The sequence below is a fragment of the Geobacillus sp. CX412 genome, assembly GCF_027942335.1.
GTDB lineage: Bacteria > Bacillota > Bacilli > Bacillales > Anoxybacillaceae > Parageobacillus_B > Parageobacillus_B toebii.
This window is the reverse complement of record NZ_CP103461.1, coordinates 268,851-288,833: the sequence shown is the minus strand read 5'-3', so window position 1 is coordinate 288,833 and position 19,983 is coordinate 268,851. Positions and strand designations below refer to the sequence as shown.

Sequence of the window (19,983 nt, the reverse complement as noted above, 5' to 3'; positions counted from 1 at the left end):
TTTTAGTTAGAGCATGTATCTAATACAATTATTTAAAAATGAAAATGATTAAGAATTAGACTTGGCAAATCACTTCGCGCGATGATCACTACTATCAATTTGCCGGATGAGATGATTAAATAATTATAGATGTGGCAAAAACATGCTAAAACCAACCAATCGATCCGGCAGCATTAATAAAATTAAGTATAGAGGTGTATTCAAATGGATGTTTTGCCAAGAATTAATGCCTAAACCAAGCAATGCATCGAAGACTTCCATAACCTTATAAAAAAACAAGAGCATTTAATCGAACAATTAAATCAGTTAATAAAAGAAAAAGAAGAACACACGATACCTCTAGCGGCAACCGTTAGAAAATTAATCGAACACGGTCTAAGCCGGGATGAAATTCTAGATATAACGAATATTTCATCAGAAGAATTTGATCGCATCTTATCTGAAAATAAACACTACCAACTACCATACATTTATTTAAACGATGAGGAATCGAAAGAATTTGAGAGACTGCTTGAGGATATTCATCAGTCAAAGGATATATATGAACTAATCGATGCAGAAAAAGAAAGAGAAAGGATCAAGTTCATCCATGGCGTCTTGCTTCGATATCAGAAGGAGATGGATCTATTATCCCCACAAGAAAACGAAGATAGCGGCGAAAAGATAATGAAATACTTGGAAAGAGCGGTTAAAAACGAACAGGCCAAAAGTGCTTACTATTCATTGGTTCGTATCTTTGGAAACGAAATAAAACGGAAAAGAGAAGAGGTTTTGATTAAAGTCTCAGATGACTAGATATCATTCATTTCAGGGTAAAGCCATTGTCGCTTTGCCTTTTTTCTTTTTAAAAAAGCAGGAAAAAGAAAAGCCCCGCAGAGATTTCTCTCCGCGGAGCTTGTCGTAATACTTCAGAGAGTGATAAACACCTAGTTTATTCGTCTTTATTAGTTACAGTTACTGTAATATAGTCAGATACTCCATCTTTAATTGCTACTAAACGGAATTTAGCACCGTCTTTTGTAACAGCAGTATCGTTTTGAGTATCAGTGATAGTAATCACACCTCTAACTGGGTCAACATCTACAGTATCATCTGCAACTTTTGAAATACCATCAACAGCAACAATTGTAAATTTCACATCAGCTTCGTCAACTGCTTTTGTACCACCAAATTGGTCTGTTAACCATGTATAAATTTTTGCTCCACCTAAGTTTGCATATTCAGTTTTATCAGTAATAGTGATTTCTGTAACGTCTTTTGCATTTTTATTGGATGTAGTATCGTCTTTAAATGCAATAGAAACAGCTTTTGGTGCATCTTTAGAGATAGTTACATCTTTAGTCAATGTTTTTACAGTATCGTCAGCATTGATTGTAATAGACAATGTAGCTGTAACATCTTTGTCTGTTGCTGCTACTTCATCAGTAGCTACATAATATTTTCCGTCAGAAGCTTTTGCTACAATTACTTCTGGATTATTAGAAGAAACTGAGATAATTGCAGATGTTGGTACTACATATTCGGCACCATTTGCATCTTTAGCAATTACTTTTACTTCTTTTGCATATCCAGCATCTTTAGCCGCATCCATTTCATCAGTAGTTACATCATCATCATTATTATTATCTACATCTGCGGCTTTATATAGAACTGGAATGTCAGCGACTGAATATGTTACTTTTGTAGAATCGTTTTGAGCAATTGTGATTGTGTAAGATTTTTCAGCAATTGCCACTCCATCTTTCTTCAATGTAGCTTTAATTGTTGCAGTACCTGCTTTTACTGCTTTAATATCTACTGATGCATCATTAATAGCGTCACCTGTCTCTGTTGAAACAATTTGTAACACGTTAGAGTCACTTGTTGAATATTCAACAGTATATCCACTTACACCTGTACTATATGTTGTACCATACTGGTCTTTAACATCAAACTCTAGAGTTTGTGTAGCACCAGTTAACATATTTGTTGTAACTGTAGTGTCTTTCTTAGTATCAATTACAGTTGGTACTGCAGCATCGCTAGCAGTTACAGTTAAAGATGCTTTTTGACCTGTTGAGTTTACAGTAATTGTTACTGTAGCACTATTCCCTTTAGTAGCTCCTGCTTTTGGAGTAATTTTTAATTTACCTTGGTTATCACCAGCAGCAGTTTCAATTGTTACTGAATCAACCACAGTATTGTTGTCAAATGAGAATGTATAATCGCTTGTTTTTAAATTTTTTGGCTCAATTTTGTTACCATATTTATCTGTAACAGTTAAATCAACATAAATAGGGTTTGTAGAGCCAGCTGCAAATTGTACGTTTGTTTTGCCTAATGTCACAGCATATGGAGCGCCAGCATCTTCATTAACAGTAATTGTTACTTTAGAAGTCTGACCAGTTGCTGGAGTTAATACCGTTAATGTAACTGTACCAGCTTTTTTGAATTTAGCAATCTTAATTTTATTATTAGCATCGATTGAAATATCTGCTGTATCTAAAATACTAGAATCAGATGAGAAGAATTGTACAGCACCAGATTCTAAATCAGCTGCAGTTAACTTATACTCTTCTCCTAAAGTATTAGTAGCAGTATAAGTTAATTCTACATTCGTAGTACCAGACGGAGTAAACATTGTTTTTCCTTCTGGAAGTACTGCTTGACCAAGAGTTACTGAGCCAACTGTAGCTTGTGGAACTACTTCTAAAGTTTTTGTTGCAGTTAAACCGTTATATACAACTGTTACTAAAACTTTATCTCCAACTTTTTCATTAGAAGCATCTAATTGATACTGACCAGCTACGCGGCTTACAGCATTCCCTGCTGTTTGGTTATACGCAGTAATAGTAACATTAGCTGGAGATACTGTAGCTTCCTCGCCATATTGGTTAATAAATTTAATATTTAATGGCGCTGTAGAAGATTTTTGAAGTTTTTCATTTGCAATTAATAGATACAACTTTTTCTGCTTCAACTTTTACAGTTTGAGAAGCATTTTGTAATCCTTCAATGCCAGAAACTGTTACAGTATATTCTGCTTCAATGAAGTTTCCTGCAGTTTTCTCAAGAACTGCTTCAGTTTTAGCTTCATTCCAAGTTACTTTTACATCTTCAGTAACTGTACCGCGCTTAACTTCAAATTTAGCTTTTGTAGTGTCAATTGGTTTGTTAAATGTAACTTTAATTTTATTAACGTTAATCGCACTTACCGAAACTACTTGTGGTGCTACATTAACATTTGCCGCTCTATATACGAATTGCGCAAAGTCACCGCGAGTGATGTTTTGGTATGCACCGAAGCTTGTTTCTGTTTTACCTTTTGTTACTTCGTATTTATAAAGCGCTTTTACGTATGGTGCCCATGTATCGTTTACATCAGTGAATGGAAGTTTTACATCGTCAGCTTTTAAGTTGTAAGCGTTCGCGATGATTTTTGCCATTTCAACGCGAGTTAATTTGTCGTATGCACCAAATTTGCCAGGTGCTTTACCGTTTAATACGCCAGCTTCTACAAGCGCGTTAACGTATTTTGCACGGTCTTTTGGCACATCTGTGAAGCCTGCGTCTTTTGCGTTGTCAACGTCTAGTTTTAATACTCTTGCAAGAATAACTGCCGCATCTAGACGAGTGATTTCATCGTAAACGCCGAATTTTGTTTCTGTTTTACCTTTTGTTGCACCAGTTGATACTAAGAAATCGATCGCATCTTTATATTGCGGCGCAACATCTGTGAAGCTTGCTGCAGATACTACAGGAGCTACCGCAGATGCTACCATGGCAGCTGTTGCAGTTGTCGCAACAAACTTGCGATAGGACTTAGGTTGATAAGCCATGAATAATTTCCTCCCCGTTTTGTGTATTTTTTATATTTTTATAATGAATCGAGGGTATCACAAATACCATCGATCAATTACCGAGATTAGGAGCTACAAAAACACTTCTGAGTCATTTCATAGTAAAAAAAGACACCCATCCCAGATAAGTATGTATGACGGCTTCATAGGAAAGATTCCATAAAATGACTCGTAACTATACAAACTCCCAAACTCAAGTACTATTCTATCAAAACCATAAGATTTTTCAACTATTTTTTACAAGATTCTCATCACATACGTTTTTTATGCAACAAATGTTTTATTTGGGTAACAAACTTTAATTTTCCATGATTGATATTATACAAATAAATAAAAAAATTGTAAATTACTTTACAAAAAAAGCATACAGGTTATTCCTGCATGCTTGCTGTTTTTTCACTATTTTGATACACAAAGGCGATCGCCAGTCCAGACACAAGCCAAAAGATCGTATTCAGCTGTGGGATGAAAATGAGATTGTTAGATAAGTTTTGCGCCATGAATGTAGCGCTCCCCGCAATCAAGCCAATGATAATGACTTTGCTCAACCGGTTGGCTGCGGAAAAATAAAGGCGGAGCAAGTACACGTAATAGATGATATAGATGATCAAGAATGCGGCTAGCCCAATAAATCCTGTTTCCGATCCAACCTTTAAATACGAGTTGTGCACGGAATACTGGTCATGCCCGATATACAGTTCTGGATATTTCGTGACATAGTCTTTGTATCTCACAAGATAATTTCCGATACCGACACCAAGGATCGGGTTTTCCTTCATCATCACCCATCCCGTTTTCCAAAGCGTGACACGGGAGACAACAGCGCGGCTCGTCGTCGCGTTATCTTCGACTTTCTCCTCTTCCTCCGGCTCTTGTGTAAAAAATCCTCCGTCTTCTCCTTGTGAATGATCGGCATCGGCGATATGACCTGGAAGGTTACGAATGAGAATCTTCTCCATTGCATACAGCGCCGAATACGTACGGGACTGAACATCCGGCATGAAGTAGACAACCGTAAGCAAGACAACAAAAGAAAGAAGTATATGCGGACGAACGGCATTTTTAATGAAATCTTTCGGAATGAGCAAGACCATCAATACGAAACCGCCGATCATCGCCACCCAAGCCGCACGCGTATAGGTGAGCACCAAGTTAATCACGTAAATGCCATACAGCGCGAACATCAATAGCTGCGCTTTTTTATCTTGAAATATACAACCGCTAATAACACTAAAGTCGGAATGACAAAATTAAGAAACGAAGCATAGTAGTTCGGATTCACAAGCGTCGAGTCCACGCGGCCTTTCGCTTCCTTTAGCGCGTACAGCCCTGCTGTGTTGAGGGAAATGCCGAAAATATATTGCACAATTCCGTAAACGCCGATGATCAAGACCGATAGTCCAAACACTTTGGCAAAGTCGATATATTGTTTGCGTGTAAAACGAACTTTCACGACAATGAGAAACAAGACAACGTACGAAAGATAGCGCGCAAGCTCCATGACGGCTGGAGCGAGGCTGACCGCTTGCGTTAAAGAAATAACCGCAATGATGAAAAATAACAGAAACGCCGCTGCAATCAGCTTGATGTTGAAATCATTCAACGTGATTCTTTTCTGCACATAATCGATGATAGCGGCAATCGTTAGCAGCGGAATCGCCACGACTTCCGCTGACAACGGCAAAGGGCCGATATACGTTTTATAAGAAACAAGCGGAACGAGAAACAGAGACAAAATCACAGCATAATAAGTAAACGGTTGTTGGAAACGCATCGCTTAAACTCCTTTTTGTTCACTTCATTTTACTTTTGATGATATTTCTCCAGCACATGTTGGTAAGTAGCGATTGTTTCTTCGTACAAGCGATCTAATGAAAAATGGGAAGAGGCGTATTCGTATAACGTCTGCCCCATTTGCTTTAATTGCTGCTTTTTTTCACGCGCTTCTTTGATTGCCTCAGTCAGCGCCGCACTGTCGCCGACAGGAACGATCCATCCCATCTCCTTAGAGGCAATGAGCTGTCTAACTCCGCCAACATCGGTGGAAATGACGGGAATACGTTCGTTGGCAGCTTCGAGCAGGGCTAACGGAAAGCTTTCGCTGTATGAAGCCATGAGCGCGACGTCGGAGAGGGAGTAAATCGCGGCGATATCGCGACGAAAGCCAAGAAACTTCACTCGATCTTCAATTTGCAGCTCCAACGCCTTTTCTTTTAACTCCTGCTCAAGTGGACCATCCCGACGACTAAAAGCTTAATGTCACGATACGGAAGCGATTGGAGCGCTTCAAATACGAGCGCATGACCTTTAATAGGATGCAATCTTGCGACCATGGCGATGACAAAATCGTCGGCGTTCACACCAACATCTGTTCGTTGCAGAAAATGGCTGGGAGATGTTTCGTTGAAGTCGATGCCGTTGTAAATCGTCTTGATCCGCTCTTTAGGAATTCCGAAAGCGGCGAGATTGTCTTTAAACCGCTCTGACACGGCAAAGAAATAATCGATTTTTTTTAGCGCCCATAAATTTAAGCGGGTAAAAAGGAACCCTTTTAATCCCGATTTCATAAAATCAAGACGCGGATCGCTATGAATCGTCGTCATCCACGGAATCCCGATTTTCCGCTTAATCAGCGCACCATATAAATTAGCTCTCGGGCCGTGTGTATGCAGCAAGTCGTAACGCCCGTTTTGGATTAATTCGACGAGTTTGCGCAATACCGATAAATCATAGCGGGACGATTGCGGAAGAAGGCGGACATCAATATGATGTTCCCGCGCTTCTTTCGCGAGCGGCCCTTCTTGAAACACCACGAGCGTTGCTGTCTCCTTCGGGAATTTAGATAAAAGCGTGACGACGTGTTTGCGCGATCCTCCCGTCTCCCCGCCGCTAATGACATGCAATACTTTCAAACGAATCTCCCCTTGCTGTTGGAATGAACTAGACTTCCTTGGCTTTTCCGACGATTTCATTGGCTCAAGCCGGTCATTCCGCCGATGGTTTTTCCCATAATACTTTCCATAAAAACTTTGGCAATGCAAGCTGCCGTTTGAACCGTTTCGGGTCTGTCACAAGACGGTAAAACCATTCTAATCCAAGATTGCGAAACAGTTTTGGCGCCCGTTTGACATGGCCGGCGAACACGTCAAAGCTTCCGCCGACGCCTTGCATCACTTTTACGTTCAAGTCGTTCATGTATGTTTTGATCCACAGCTCTTGCCGCGGGCTTCCGAGAGCCACAAATAAAATATCGGCATTCGACTCATTAATTTTTTGGACAAGCGAATCGTAATCGTTGACGTAGCCGTTGGAATAACCGACGATTTGCAATCCGGGATATTTTGCTTCGAGATTTTCCTTCGCTTTTTTAACGACTTCCTCTTTCGCGCCATATAAAAACACGCGATAGCCTTTCTTCGCGGAAAGCTCAATTAACCGCTCCATCATATCAATTCCTGTAACGCGTGAGGTGATGCGCCCGCCTTTTAGCTTTGATGCAAGCACCACCCCAATGCCGTCAGGGATTTGATACGTTGCCGAGTTAATGAGCTGTTTGACGTTTTCGTCTTTATTAGCGGCAATGAGCTTTTCTGGGTTAACGGCAACAATCGTTGATTTTTCTCCTGCCGCCATTCTTTTTTCAATATCGGCAAGAATTTCATCGTAATTTAGCGTGGAAACATACACGTCTAAATATTTTTCTTTCCCCATCACTAATCATACTCTCTTTTGCTGTTATTCTTGGATTGCTTTGACAGAGTGTAAATTTCCGATTTTATATACCGTTATGCTTTCATCGTCAAGATGCAAGCAGTTTTTCGTATCGAAAATTACTTTTGTTTTCATCGTTGCAAAATCTTCCGCTTTCATGTCTTTAAATTCGTTATGGTCAGCGAGAATGACAACTAAGTGCGCGCCGTCAACCGCTTCTTCCAATGTAGAAAGCGGGAAAGATACTTGCTCTTGTTTGACATGCGGATCGTACGCACGCACTTCGAAACGGCTGTGCTGCTTTAATAATTCGTATATTTTAATAGCCGGGCTTTCCCGAACGTCATCCGTGTTTCCTTTATACGTCAACCCGAAAATCGCCACTTTTGGCGACACAAGTTCTGCAGTCATACGCTGAATTTGTTCCACGACAAAATACGGCATGGAATTATTGATGTGCCGAGCCGTTTGGATTAACGGTGATTCTTCTTTCGCTTTTTCCACAATAAAATAAGGGTCAACAGCCAAACAGTGACCACCAACGCCAGGCCCCGGCAAATGAATGTTGACACGTGGATGTTTGTTCGCCAGCTCAATGACTTTATGCGCATCCACGCCAATCCGTTGCGAAATTTTGACAAGTTCATTGGCAAGTGCGATATTGACATCTCTAAACGTGTTTTCCATTAACTTCGACATTTCGGCGGTGACGGCTTCTGTTTCGATCACTTCCCCTTTGACGACTGCGCGGTATACGTCAGCCGCTTTTTTCGCTGCTTCTTTCGTGACACCACCGACAATTCTTGTATTTTCAATTAATTCAATTAAAATACGACCTGGTAATACACGTTCAGGGCAATGAGCTAAATAAATATCTTTTTCTGGATCTAACCCATGTTCGCGAATAATCGGCGCGACGACATCATCCATCGTGCGAGGCGGAATCGTTGATTCGACAATAACAGCATTTCCTTTTTCTAAATAAGGAAGAATCGATTTCGTCGCGTCAATGACATAATCGATATTTGCTGTATAGTCTTCGTGAATCGGTGTTGGAACGGCGATAATAAACACATCTGCTTTTTCTGGAACAAGTGAAGCTCTGAACTTGCCTTCTTGCACAACTTTTTTGAAAAGTTCAGGCAGCCCGTTTTCTTCGATATGTATCTCTCCTGTGTTCAACGCTTGTACGACTTTTTCGTTTACATCCACACCGACGACTTCAAAACCAGCATTCGCAAAAATCGCCGATGTCGGCAGTCCAATATATCCTAGTCCAATTACACATATTTTCTTCATCGCAAAAAACCTCTCTTTGGTTTGAAAATTGGCAAATGTACTTGCCACGCTTCATTATGCCCACTGCAAGCCATTTTTGTCAATCACGATATAGTATATCAAACTTCGACATATTTTGCATCATTGAATCTAGAAGAGGCAAATGCTACAATTAAGGTTGATTTTTGTGGCAAAATTCATGTGTATGTAAGAAAAAATGATATTTGATAGAGGGAGGAAACATTTCTTTGAAAATCGTTATCTCAGGTTTTTACGGTCTTGGAAACACTGGAGATGAAGCAATTCTGGAAGCAATTATCGACAATCTTCGCGCAGAATTGGACCATCCAGAAATTACCGTATTTTCTCTTTCTCCAGAAAAAACGGCAAAAACGCATAACGTGAAAAGTGTTTACCGCGGATGGCGGCATGATAATAGAAAAAAAATAAAAGCGTTACGAGAAGCGGATTTGCTCATTAGCGGCGGAGGAGGATTGCTGCAAGATACATATCCGACGAGATTTCTATTCGGACCTCTTCCTTATTATTTATTAATTGTCTTTCTTGCAAAGCTTTGTGGGACTAAAGTAATGTTTTTCTCGCAAGGCATCGGCCCTGTAAATACGACATGGGGAAAAATATTAATGAAAGTTTTCGCAAATATGGCTGACTTTATTACCGTACGTGACCAATATTCGAAAGAATTGCTGCATAAACTCGGAGTCACCAAACCAGAGACAGTCGTCACAGCGGATATTGTCTTTGCGTTTAAACATAAAGTGGATGATGCCTGCTTCCATAGCCTTCCGTTAAAAGGAGACGAAAAGCTCGTTGCTGTTTCTGTTCGGCCATGGTTTCACCATGAGGAATATTATTCACAGTTAGCGGAAGCGCTCGATCGCTTAATAGAGGAAGAAAATATTACCCCTGTCTTCGTGCCGATGGAAGGTCATCATGACGTGAGAGCCTCCAAACAAGTAATAGAAAAAATGAAGCGGAAAGACGCATGTCATCTTCTTGGTCCGGACTTTACGCCAAACCAATATTTGCACTTTATTAGCCGCTGCCGTATGACAATCGGCATGCGACTGCATTCACTCATTTTCTCCGCACTTACTGGGGTTCCGCACATCGGCATCAGCTATGATAAAAAAGTAGAAAGTTTATTGAAACGTTCGGGGATGTGGGAATATTCTTTCCGCTTAGGAGAAATCGATGTGGAACGATTGATTGCAAACACCAAATACGTACTCAGCCATCGCGATGAATTAAGCGAAATGGTGCAGAAAAATGCCGAATCAATGCGCAAGGACGCGATGGAAAACATCCGGTTGTTAAAGGAAAAATTTCTCGCACATTAATTCCCTTAAGGAGAAGGTGAAGGATGAAAATATTATTAGCTACCGTTTTCGATTATCCTCACGCTGGAGGATTATCGACACATGTTACAACATTAAAGGCAGGGTTGGAAGCAAGGGGACATGAAGTCGACGTTCTCTCATTCAGCGATATTAGTCCTGTAAGCCAAAATCTACTTGCGAAAGGGCCAAGCTTTATTTTGAACAAACTATCGAAAGGCAGTGGAATTATTTGGAGCCACCACGTCCGGCAAAAAATGCTTTATCGCTTGATCGAACAGCATAAATCGAAAGGATACGACATCATTAACGCTCAAGAAGTATTCGCAACGCTTGCGGCGGTAGAAACGGGGATTCCGACCGTCACGACCGTGCATGGATATATGACATACGAAGCAATTAGCCGCGGCTCTGTTTTGGAAGGAAGCCGGCAAGCCCATTATTTATTACAAAAGGAAGTTGAAGCCTATACAAAAACGAGGAAAATTGTTACGGTCGACCAGCGCATTAAAAATTATGTTTGGGAGAAAGCAGGCGTAGAGGCGACAGCGATTCGCAACTTTATTGACATTAATAGTTTTAAGCCAGATAAAGAAAATCGGCTCGCTTACCGCCGCAAACATGGCTTTGCCGAAGATACGAATATTATTTTCGTTCCAAGGCGCCTGACAAAGAAAAACGGCGTCATTTATCCTGTACTCGCGCTTCCACAAGTGCTCGAAAAATATCCGAATACGATGCTCGTCTATGCCGGCATGGGGGAAGCATTCCAAGAATTAAAATCACTGATCCATGAAAAAGGATTAGAAGAGAAAACAAAATTGCTAGGAGCGATTCCGCACGAAGCGATTAAAGAGTATTATGCGCTATCGGATATCGTCCTTGTGCCAAGCGTTCATTCAGCGGGCGTAGAGGAAGCGACATCCATTTCCGCTCTCGAAGCGATGGGATCTGGCTCCCCGCTCATCGCTTCCGCCGTCGGCGGTCTAAAAGAGATTGTCCGCCACGAACAAGACGGTCTCCTTGTCGAAGAGAAAAACGTCGATCAGCTTGCCCAAGCAATCATTTACTTGCTTGATCATCCGGAAATGGGACAAAAGTTCGCGAAAGAAGCAAGACGAAAAATTGAAGAAGAATATTCTCACTTGGCTGCAGCGAAAAAGTATGAAGAAATCTATGCAGCAGCGTTGCAGCAATAAAAATGCGGCTGTCTCGTAGCCCTTAGAGACAGCCTTTTTTCGATTTTTTAAAAGGAAGTGAGACAGATGTCATCATTAAAACGAACGGCGATTTGGATTACATTGCTTGCGCTGCTCGTCAAATTATCAGGGTTTCTTCGCGAAAGCATTATTGCCAAGCAGTTTGGAGCAAATGAATACACAGACGGATACTTATTGGCATTTTCGTTTATTACGCTCGTGCTGGCGGTGATTTCCGGCGGATTTAATAACGTGTTTCTTCCATTATATATACAGAAGAAAAAAAAGGATCCTGGAGCAGCAGAAAAAAACGCCAACGGCATTATGAATGCAACAGTGGCAATTTTTCTTATCGTTACGGTCATTGGTTATTTCTTCGCTCCTTCGTTCGTTCCAATTATTTTTGGCAATATGACGCCGATGACAGAAACAGTCGCTGTTAAGATTACCAAAATCTTTTTCCTATTTATGAGCGCTATCGCATTAAACGGAATTCTTGACTCGTATTTGCAAGGACGGCGCATTTTCGTACCATCGCAAATCTCGAAACTGCTCGCAACATTAATGGGAGCGGTGTTTGCCCTGCTTTTCTCGGATGTGTGGGGAATATACAGCCTTGCTTACGGGTTTGTGTTTGGCATTATATTAGGCATCGTGCTGATGTTTTTCTACTTGCAAAAAAGCGGCTATCGCTGGTCACCGACGTTTGCAGTGGACAAAGAATTTCGCCAAACATTTCTCGCCTTGCTTGTACCGTCGTTATTAAATTCGCTCGTCGGACAAATGAACATGTTTATCGATAAAATGTTCGCTTCCGGGACGATAGAAGGAGCGGTGACCTATTTAAACAACGCATCACTGTTAGTCAGCATTCCCCATACCATTTACGGCACAACCATCGCCGCCATTATATTCACGTTGTTGTCCGAACAGGTGGACGATCAGCGCAAGTTCCAGCAAACGTTCTTTACGGGGATGGAATTGTCTCTCATGACGCTCATGCCTATTGCGGTCGGCTTGTTGTTTGTAGGTGACGCCGCTATTTCCTTTGTCTACGAACGCGGCAGATTTACAGCGGAAGACACCCATAATACGTACATCGCACTGCTGTTTTATTTGCCTCTTATTATTACGCAAGGGTTGCAATATATCGTTTCCAAATCGATGTATGCGCAAGGGAAAACGGCGATTGTACTGCGGATTAGCGTTACGACGATTGCTTTAAACACATTATTAAACTATTTATTTGTGAAGTGGCTCGGCTATCCCGGACTCGCTTTATCGAGCTCGCTTGTTTCCTTCTATTATTTAACGGCGTGCACTGTATCCGTATACAAAGGGTTTGAGCGAGGAGAGGCGAAAAAACTATTTTCATTGATCGCCCGCGTCATTCCGCCGACCGCCATCATGGCCGTTCCATTATATGCAGTAAAATGTTGGACACCCGTCGGGCATTGGTACTCTCTTTTTCAACTTGCCGTTCTTGTGCCAATCGGAGTCGTCTTTTATATGGTTGGCACCTACTTCTTTTATCGCGACGGTTTTTATCGGCTTCTTCGCATGGTCAAAACAAAACAGAAGGCGGTATAACAAAAAACGAGGCAAGCCATATTGCTTGCCTCGTTTATTTTGCGATTGACAGCGGTTTTAATAAATCGCCGCGGATATAAGCTTTCCCCTCTGTCGGTAAATCAGGGAGAATTTGATACCATACATAGCCGTCCGGCTGTTTCGCTGTTTCCCCGATTTTAACGACAGGAGTATTGGCAAGACGGTATTCATAGAATACAGGCGGAACTGCCGCTGGCTGCAATCGGACGTTCACGCTGTCTACTGTTGTTCCCATAATCGTAGATTTGCCCCAGTCTTTCCAGCCTAAAAATTTGTCAGCCCGATACATAATTCCAGCGATTTTTTGTCCCCAATATGGGTCAGACGCATAACGGACGTTAAAGCCGATCGTTTTGTCGCCAAGAACCGCACCATTATACCGCCAGTCCTTTGGATTGGCATATCTGTTCGATATCATCGTCTGTGCCATATAGTTGATGCAATCTTCGAAGGTGTTAAACTTCACCGCACTGTTGAGTGGATCGCTATCAACCGCTCGAATACCGAATAAGTTTTTCTTCTCTTTCGCAATTTCGCTAGTTCCCCAATCGCTTTCATGAATCGCGTGCGCCAACAAATAAAGCGCGTTTACGTTATATTTTTCTTCCGCCTTTTTAAAGGCTTCTCCTAATGTTTTTAATGGGCTGTCAGAGCGGTATGCCGCGACAAACCGATTCAATTCTTCGGCCGTATAATTTGTTTTCGTACGGAGTGGCAAGACGTTATAGTACTGATAAGCCGTGCCGACGAGCTTGCCGGCTTCGTTATAGAACGTTTCACCGTCCCAGCTGTAATACTTTTGCCCATCTTGCATAAACGACGGCGCTTTGCCGTACAGATAGCTTACGTATTTGTTGCTTGTCGTATTGTAAATGTAATGATACAACTCCCCTTTTTGCGCAATGTAATACGACCGGCCTTGCAGCAACGCCGTTGGCACTAGCATCACTTCCGACTGTTTCACATACCCGACCGTATCGGCGATTTGCACCTTCACTTTGTCCTCGTCCGCTCCTAAGTATCTCATTTCCGTATTTGGCTCGACATACGTCAGCGTTGCGCTGAAATTGGCATTATAAATCGTTGTCGTGGATTTTCCTGGAGACGGCTGGGCAATGACGTTGCCGCTAGCCATTTTAACGATTTTCGTGCCTTGCACCACCACTTGCGAAGACCAATTCGTAACGGCCGCTTCTGCCTGTGCAAACGTAGCGTAGCGCTTCGGCAGCGGCGTTAATTGCCCGTTTTGAATGGAAGCGACTTGATACGCCATTTCCGGCGTTTGCTCCGCCCATACTTCAAGCAAACGGTAAAGAAAAGCGGCGGCGTGCGCTCTTGTCGCGTACGCTTTCGGAGCAAATCGGAACGTGGTTCCATCCGTGTTTGGAATTCCGCGAATAATGCCATAATACACATTATGAGAGATTGCGATTTTCGAAGCCGAATAGAGCCCATCCACATCGGTAAAATGGTCGAGCGATGCCTGCTTTTTCTCTATTCCTAAATAATCTAGCGTTCGGTCGATCATTATTGCCATTTCTTCTCTTGTAATTTTATTATTCACGCCAAACGTGCCGTTCGAATACCCTTGAACGATCCCTGCCGCGCTTGCTTTGTAAATGCCGTCGGCTAGTTCGGAAGATGGTGACACGTCGGAAAAGTTCCCCGATCCTTTCGGAAGCTGCAATGCTCTGGCGACAAACGTAGCAAACTGGCCGCGAGTGACAGATTCGTTCGGACGATATTTGCCATCAGGATATCCTTGCACGATTCCTTGATTCACCATCGCGCGCATTTCTTTTTCAAGCGCAATTCCTGTAATATCATCTGCGAATGAAACGGAAATATTGGCAAAAAATAAGCAAAAAACTAGAAAAAGACTGACAAGTAACCTCAACGTTTCTACTCCTCCCCGCTATGTTTTGGTAGATTCAGATAAATATGTATATAGATGAAATTCATTCTACATAATTCTATTTCATTCTATCAAATATGACACTATGTAAGAATCAAAATTTAATATATTTCCTGTACGGCCTATTTTTTCTGCAAAATCAGCCACCATCTCATCCTTTTGAATGATTGCTATGACAAATAGACAAAAAACGGCACGAAGTGAATCCACCATTAAACTCGCGCCGTTTGCTTATTTTGGAGATGCCTGAATTGCGCTGTAAACCGCCGATGCAAAATCCATTCTTGTTGCGTAAGTGTTGCCGTTAAAGCTGGAACTGTTAAATACCCCCGTGCAATCCGTCGCTTTGATCGCAATAATCGATGGATATGCCCAAAAGCCTGGATTTACATCATTATATTTGGCTGTAGTACCAGCAATGGCGGGGCTTTTACTAAGTTGAAACGCACGGTCGATAATGACAGCCATTTGCGCTCTTGTAATATTTTCATAAGGGCGGAACGTACCATCGTTATATCCAGTAATAATGCCAGCTTCTTTCATGGCAGCAATATCTTTTGCGAATGACATCCCTAACGACACATCTGAGAACGGTGTTGTTGAAGAGGCAGGCAGTTTTAAATAGCGATTTAATATCGCAGCTGCTTGTCCTCTTGTAACGGGAAGATCCGGCTTGAAATAAGAGCCTTCAAATCCATTAATAATTCCTGCTTTGCTTAGCTCACTGATCGCTTTATATGCCGGATGATCCGCATTGACATCATAAAATTGCCCAGGTGGAAGTGTCTCTTCAATGATGCGTTTACCGCCAGCAAACTTTGGTTCCCAATACGGGTTGCTCATGGATGCAACGGCAACGCCTCGGCTCGTCGTTGCACTAATGAATTCGTCATTTCCTATGTATATGCCTGAATGAGAAATTCCGGATTTATATGTGTCCTTAAAAAATACTAAATCACCAGGCAGCAAATCTTTCTTGTTGACGGCCACTCCGGTTTGATATTGTTCACTTGTTGTTCTCGGCAACGCAATTCCGACTTTATCAAATACATATTGAACAAACCCGGAACAATCAAATCCGCTTGGAGTAACACCGCCGAATCGATAAGGAGCGCCAAGCTGTTCTTTTGCGATTTTTACGACTTCATCGCGGTTTTCCGCATAAGCTCTTGGAAGGCCGCTAATGAGGAAGGTAAAAATCAGCAAAAAAGAAAACGCTTTTTTCACCATCATCACCCGCACATCCCGACGATTTCTCTCAAACTTTGACAATTACAAGATAATTTTAGCAAATTTTAGCGAATCGTTATTTTACAAGTATATTACAAATATATTACTTCATAAGAATTTGTTAGAAAAAAACAGGGGAATTTTTTACAAAAATATGATAATATTATAAATAGATACTAATTTTTAGAGAAAGGGGAATTTTTTTGAAAAAGAGAAACCAATCTAAAAAACTACTTTCCCTAGGAATGGCTTTATCTTTAGCATTTGGAGGAATTCTCCCTTATGCGAACGTTTCTGCAGCGGAACTAAAACAACAAGAAACCGCTAATCAACTGTTGAATCGATTTGGCCTTTATTCAACAAACGAAGTGAGAGCGAGCACGGTGCAAAAGAATAAGGAAAAACAGTTGTTTAGCGAAAATCAGCTGATTGTTAAATATAAAAATGCACTTTCATCAACAGAACATCGAAAAGCCGGAACGAAACTTGTCAGACGCATTTCTTCTTTACATTATGATGTCGTACAAATAACAGGAAAGAAAAAATTAGAAGATGTCGTTAACGCTTATGCAAAAAATTCAAATGTCATTGCCGTATCACGTAGCGCATATTTTTCGAGAGCGGCTGTCGATGATGCAAAAAGCTACGACATGTATCATCTTACAACATTGCAAGTGAACAAAGCTCTTGCACTAGCCGGCAAGCATCCTGTCAAAGTAGCGGTCGTCGACACCGGAATAGATGCTCATCACCCTGAATTAAAGAATAAAATTATTTCAAACTATAACGTTATGAATCCTATGCAAAAAGGAGCCGTTGATGTTCACGGCACGCACGTTGCCGGAATCATCGCAGGGGAGAAAGGAAACGGAGTCGGTGGATATGGCGTGTTTCCAAATGCACAAATTATCTCGATCGATGTGTTTAATCGTTCCTTTTTCAGTTCCGATTACATTGTGGCGGAAGGTATTTTAGAAGCGATTCGCCAAAAGGCACAAGTAATCAATTTAAGCTTAAGTTCATCCGTTCCTTCTCCAATTGTCGAGGAAGCGATTAAAAAAGCTGTTGAGAAAAACATTACTGTTGTCGCCGCAGCTGGCAACTCTGGAATCAATACATATGAATATCCAGCTGCTCTTGAAGGCGTAATCGGAGTGGGAGCAACCAATGCAAAGAATGAACTCGCCGATTTCTCTACTTATGGACCTGCTGTCGATGTCGTCGCCCCTGGAGAAGATATTTACAGTTCCGTTTACGATATCGACAAAAAATCAACGTTTGCGAAAATAAGCGGTACATCCATGGCAACACCAATGGTTACGGCAACGGTAGCGATGCTGCTGTCGAAAAACCCAAAGCTGACACCGTATGAAATTAATTATATTTTAAATAAGACGGCGAAAGATTTGGGGGAAAAAGGATACGACTTCAAATACGGTTATGGCTTAGTTAATCCAGTTGCAGCGCTGCAGTTTAATCCAAAAAATATTCCAGCGAACCCTTATATTGCCGAAAAAGATTTGTTAAAGAAGGCAAAAAACATCAACGTAACGTCCTATTCTGTACAAACTGGCACAATCAAGAAGTTGAACCAAACGGACTGGTATCAGTTTAAAGTTCAAAAAGGAGATTACATTCAAACAAGATTGAAAGGATCAGCCGACTACGACTATAAATTGGACATCTTATTCTTCCCTGCCGGCAAAGCCACACCGTCTACAAAAGTAAAAGTAAATGATACGTTGCAAGGTAAAGAAGAAGGCTACTTATTCGAAGTTCCTCAAGACGGAACACTGGTGATCGGTGTAAAAGACGCACTCGGCAACTATAGCGAAAGCGGCAAATCGCGCTATACTCTTTCCATTGACCGAACAAGAAATAAACTCGATGATGGCAACAATGCAGAAAATCCTTTCTTGATTCATTCATTGCCATATCATTCACAGAGTAAACATGGATCACTGTTCTTTACAAACGAGTTAACAGACACAGAATCACCAGCTAACGAAGAGGCAACAGAAACGGAAGAACCTAACGAAGAAAAAACGCTGGAAGATACTGAACAAGAAGAAACGAAACCAATGCCGGGAGACAGCGATTACTTCCGTTTTGCCGTACCAGAATCGGAGAATGGAATGGAGCAAACTGTCCATGTTTCGCTAACAGGAGTCCCTGGAATTGATTCCACCATCAACTTATATGCAATCGAAAAACTGGAAGAGGAGCCAAGCTCTGAAGGAAAAACAGAACAAACGCCTGAAGAACAGCCGGCGGAAAATCAATTTATGATTGATTCCGTCAACATGAAAGGGTACGGCGAAGGTGAGGAGCTCACATTTAACGCGATACCGGGCATGGAATATATGATTGAAGTGACGAACAAACCAACCTTCGATCCATTGATGACGTTCCTTTTTGGAGAACCGGAAATTGATTTAACAAGAAACTTCTCTTCTCACTTGCCTTATCAGTTAACGATTGACGCAACCGCTTTACCAGCAGATGAGGATGGTTTTCCGATGACAGGGGGAATACCGGAAGAAGAGTTAATGAAAGGAAACGTAGAAGCATATTTAGCGAAAAAAGAAGCATTAAAAGAGAAACTAAGCGCAGTTATCTCAGATCCAATGATGTTCTTTAGCGGCGACAATTGGATCAAAAACGCTCGCAAAGCAGCAATGCCTTACCATTTAGGTCAAACAGCAAGCGGTTATTTTCAATATGGCGGTGATGAAGATTGGTTTGCCTTTACTCCTAAGGAAAACGGGATTTATGAGTTCCGCTTTGCTGCAGACGAAAATAATGATGTTCCGATGATGAACATATTCGCCTACAATGAAAAACAAAAAGACTTCTCTTATCTCGGCTCTAACACTTCTTACGACTTTGAATCAAAAGATCGCTATCAAATTGGTCTAAAAAGCGGGCAAACTTACTATATTCAACTAAATGAAAAAAGCTATCGTCCATCCGTGAAAGCCTATATGTTTACGTCTACGCTGCTGGCAAGCAACATAGCAGATAAGTTTGAGAATAACGATGACTTTGAACAAGCAACAAACATCGGACTAAAAGCAATTACAGGAAACTTTGCTTCCGCTCAAGATATAGATGTTTACTACTTCAAACCAGAACAAAACGGGCTTTACGGATTCGTGGTGAAACCGTTAAATATCCCGGCAAAATACACCAAGCTGCCAAAAGAACTGTTAACGCCAATTGACCCAGTAGTCATTGTCATTGAAGATACGAATGGCAACAAAAAATTAGACAAGGACGAGGAAGGCAAAGAGTTGTTGACCGACCGCGGCTTCTCAAACGAAGAAGAGCGTGGTGCCTTTAAAGCGGTGAAAACGAAAGGATACTTTATCGTTACTCTTCATTATTTCGGAGATACTTCGCTAATGCCATACCAATTTACATTGGCAAAAGCAGACTTACAAGATGAAGACAAAAATTCGGTTGTGAAAAACAATATTCCATCAAAACCGCTTTCATTGAAAAAAGCTAATAAAAACACATTCTATAATAGCGGTTATATGAATGTTACCAACAATAAAGGCGATGTTGATTATTATGTGTTTACAGCTAATGAGGAGCGAGCATATACATTTAAGCTCGAACTGCCTTCAGACCTTGATGGGATTATCAGCGTTTATGATGCAAAAGGCAAACAAGTTGGCAAAGCAGATTACTATATGAGCGGGGACGCCGAATATTTGAAATTAAAATTAAAGAAAGGAAAATACTTTATTAAAGTGGAAGATGCATTTGGCAATGCAAGCATTAACCCATATAAACTCATTGTACGAAAAGAATAACAAAACTAAGAAAGGCTGCCG

General features: G+C 41.4%; 12 protein-coding genes and 1 pseudogene. 4 read left to right on the top strand and 9 right to left on the bottom strand.

Going from position 1 to position 19,983, the window contains the following annotated elements; all coding sequences use genetic code 11:
- Window positions 1–931: 931 nt before the first annotated feature.
- The 7 genes and pseudogenes from NXM86_RS01380 to NXM86_RS01350 all read right to left on the bottom strand — a co-directional run bounded on the left by NXM86_RS01380 (window position 932) and on the right by NXM86_RS01350 (window position 8,849).
- Window positions 932–2,944, bottom strand: coding sequence for an Ig-like domain-containing protein (locus tag NXM86_RS01380; protein ID WP_498958498.1), 2,013 nt, complete (start codon window positions 2,942–2,944; stop codon window positions 932–934).
- The gene (locus NXM86_RS01375) at window positions 2,922–3,818 is read right to left on the bottom strand and encodes an S-layer homology domain-containing protein (RefSeq protein WP_498958497.1); all 897 of its coding nucleotides are present in this window, start codon (window positions 3,816–3,818) and stop codon (window positions 2,922–2,924) included. The genes NXM86_RS01380 and NXM86_RS01375 overlap by 23 nt, the downstream gene beginning before the upstream one ends.
- Window positions 3,819–4,210: 392 nt before the next feature.
- Window positions 4,211–5,023 (bottom strand): O-antigen ligase family protein, encoded by an 813-nt coding sequence (locus NXM86_RS01370; protein WP_498958496.1) that lies wholly within the window; start codon window positions 5,021–5,023, stop codon window positions 4,211–4,213.
- Entirely contained in the window at window positions 5,023–5,613 is a 591-nt protein-coding gene (locus NXM86_RS01365; protein WP_498958495.1) for a hypothetical protein, read from the bottom strand. The genes NXM86_RS01370 and NXM86_RS01365 overlap by 1 nt, the downstream gene beginning before the upstream one ends.
- A 29-nt stretch (window positions 5,614–5,642) precedes the next feature.
- A pseudogene (locus NXM86_RS01360) lies at window positions 5,643–6,751 on the bottom strand (glycosyltransferase family 4 protein).
- Between the two features lie 73 nt (window positions 6,752–6,824).
- Complete coding sequence (locus NXM86_RS01355; RefSeq protein ID WP_015865155.1) at window positions 6,825–7,550, bottom strand: WecB/TagA/CpsF family glycosyltransferase; 726 nt, start codon at window positions 7,548–7,550, stop codon at window positions 6,825–6,827.
- Between the two features lie 24 nt (window positions 7,551–7,574).
- On the bottom strand, window positions 7,575–8,849 hold the full coding sequence (locus NXM86_RS01350; protein WP_081188929.1) for a nucleotide sugar dehydrogenase: 1,275 nt from the start codon (window positions 8,847–8,849) through the stop codon (window positions 7,575–7,577).
- Window positions 8,850–9,076: 227 nt separating this feature from the next.
- Here NXM86_RS01350 and csaB point away from each other — a divergent pair, with 227 nt between their 5' ends.
- The 3 genes from csaB (at window position 9,077) to murJ (ending at window position 12,975) form a co-directional block, all read left to right on the top strand.
- Complete coding sequence (gene csaB, locus NXM86_RS01345; RefSeq protein ID WP_015865157.1) at window positions 9,077–10,189, top strand: polysaccharide pyruvyl transferase CsaB; 1,113 nt, start codon at window positions 9,077–9,079, stop codon at window positions 10,187–10,189.
- A gap of 23 nt (window positions 10,190–10,212) precedes the next feature.
- Window positions 10,213–11,385, top strand: a complete 1,173-nt coding sequence (locus tag NXM86_RS01340; RefSeq protein WP_498958493.1) for a glycosyltransferase family 4 protein — start codon at window positions 10,213–10,215, stop codon at window positions 11,383–11,385.
- A gap of 66 nt (window positions 11,386–11,451) precedes the next feature.
- The gene (murJ, locus tag NXM86_RS01335) at window positions 11,452–12,975 is read left to right on the top strand and encodes a murein biosynthesis integral membrane protein MurJ (RefSeq protein WP_498958491.1); all 1,524 of its coding nucleotides are present in this window, start codon (window positions 11,452–11,454) and stop codon (window positions 12,973–12,975) included.
- A gap of 34 nt (window positions 12,976–13,009) precedes the next feature.
- Here murJ and NXM86_RS01330 read toward each other — a convergent pair whose 3' ends face one another.
- Together NXM86_RS01330 and NXM86_RS01325 are read right to left on the bottom strand one after the other, a co-directional pair.
- The gene (locus NXM86_RS01330; RefSeq protein WP_498958490.1) at window positions 13,010–14,893 is read right to left on the bottom strand and encodes an S-layer homology domain-containing protein; all 1,884 of its coding nucleotides are present in this window, start codon (window positions 14,891–14,893) and stop codon (window positions 13,010–13,012) included.
- 249 nt (window positions 14,894–15,142) lie between these two features.
- Window positions 15,143–16,144: a C40 family peptidase gene (locus tag NXM86_RS01325; protein ID WP_498958489.1), complete on the bottom strand. Its 1,002-nt coding sequence runs from the start codon at window positions 16,142–16,144 to the stop codon at window positions 15,143–15,145.
- A 200-nt stretch (window positions 16,145–16,344) separates the two neighbouring features.
- Between NXM86_RS01325 and NXM86_RS01320 the strand changes: the two genes are divergently transcribed.
- On the top strand, window positions 16,345–19,962 hold the full coding sequence (locus NXM86_RS01320) for a S8 family peptidase (protein ID WP_498958488.1): 3,618 nt from the start codon (window positions 16,345–16,347) through the stop codon (window positions 19,960–19,962).
- Window positions 19,963–19,983: the final 21 nt, after the last annotated feature.

Bases quoted from the DNA above. Each gene is read 5' to 3' on its own strand.
- NXM86_RS01375 (WP_498958497.1), bottom strand. From the start codon at position 3,818: ATGGCTTATCAACCTAAGTCCTATCGCAAGTTTGTTGCGACAACTGCA.
- NXM86_RS01370 (WP_498958496.1), bottom strand. From the start codon at position 5,023: ATGTTCGCGCTGTATGGCATTTACGTGATTAACTTGGTGCTCACCTAT.
- NXM86_RS01365 (WP_498958495.1), bottom strand. From the start codon at position 5,613: ATGCGTTTCCAACAACCGTTTACTTATTATGCTGTGATTTTGTCTCTG.
- NXM86_RS01355 (WP_015865155.1), bottom strand. From the start codon at position 7,550: ATGGGGAAAGAAAAATATTTAGACGTGTATGTTTCCACGCTAAATTAC.
- NXM86_RS01350 (WP_081188929.1), bottom strand. From the start codon at position 8,849: ATGAAGAAAATATGTGTAATTGGACTAGGATATATTGGACTGCCGACA.
- NXM86_RS01340 (WP_498958493.1), top strand. From the start codon at position 10,213: ATGAAAATATTATTAGCTACCGTTTTCGATTATCCTCACGCTGGAGGA.
- murJ (WP_498958491.1), top strand. From the start codon at position 11,452: ATGTCATCATTAAAACGAACGGCGATTTGGATTACATTGCTTGCGCTG.
- NXM86_RS01325 (WP_498958489.1), bottom strand. From the start codon at position 16,144: ATGATGGTGAAAAAAGCGTTTTCTTTTTTGCTGATTTTTACCTTCCTC.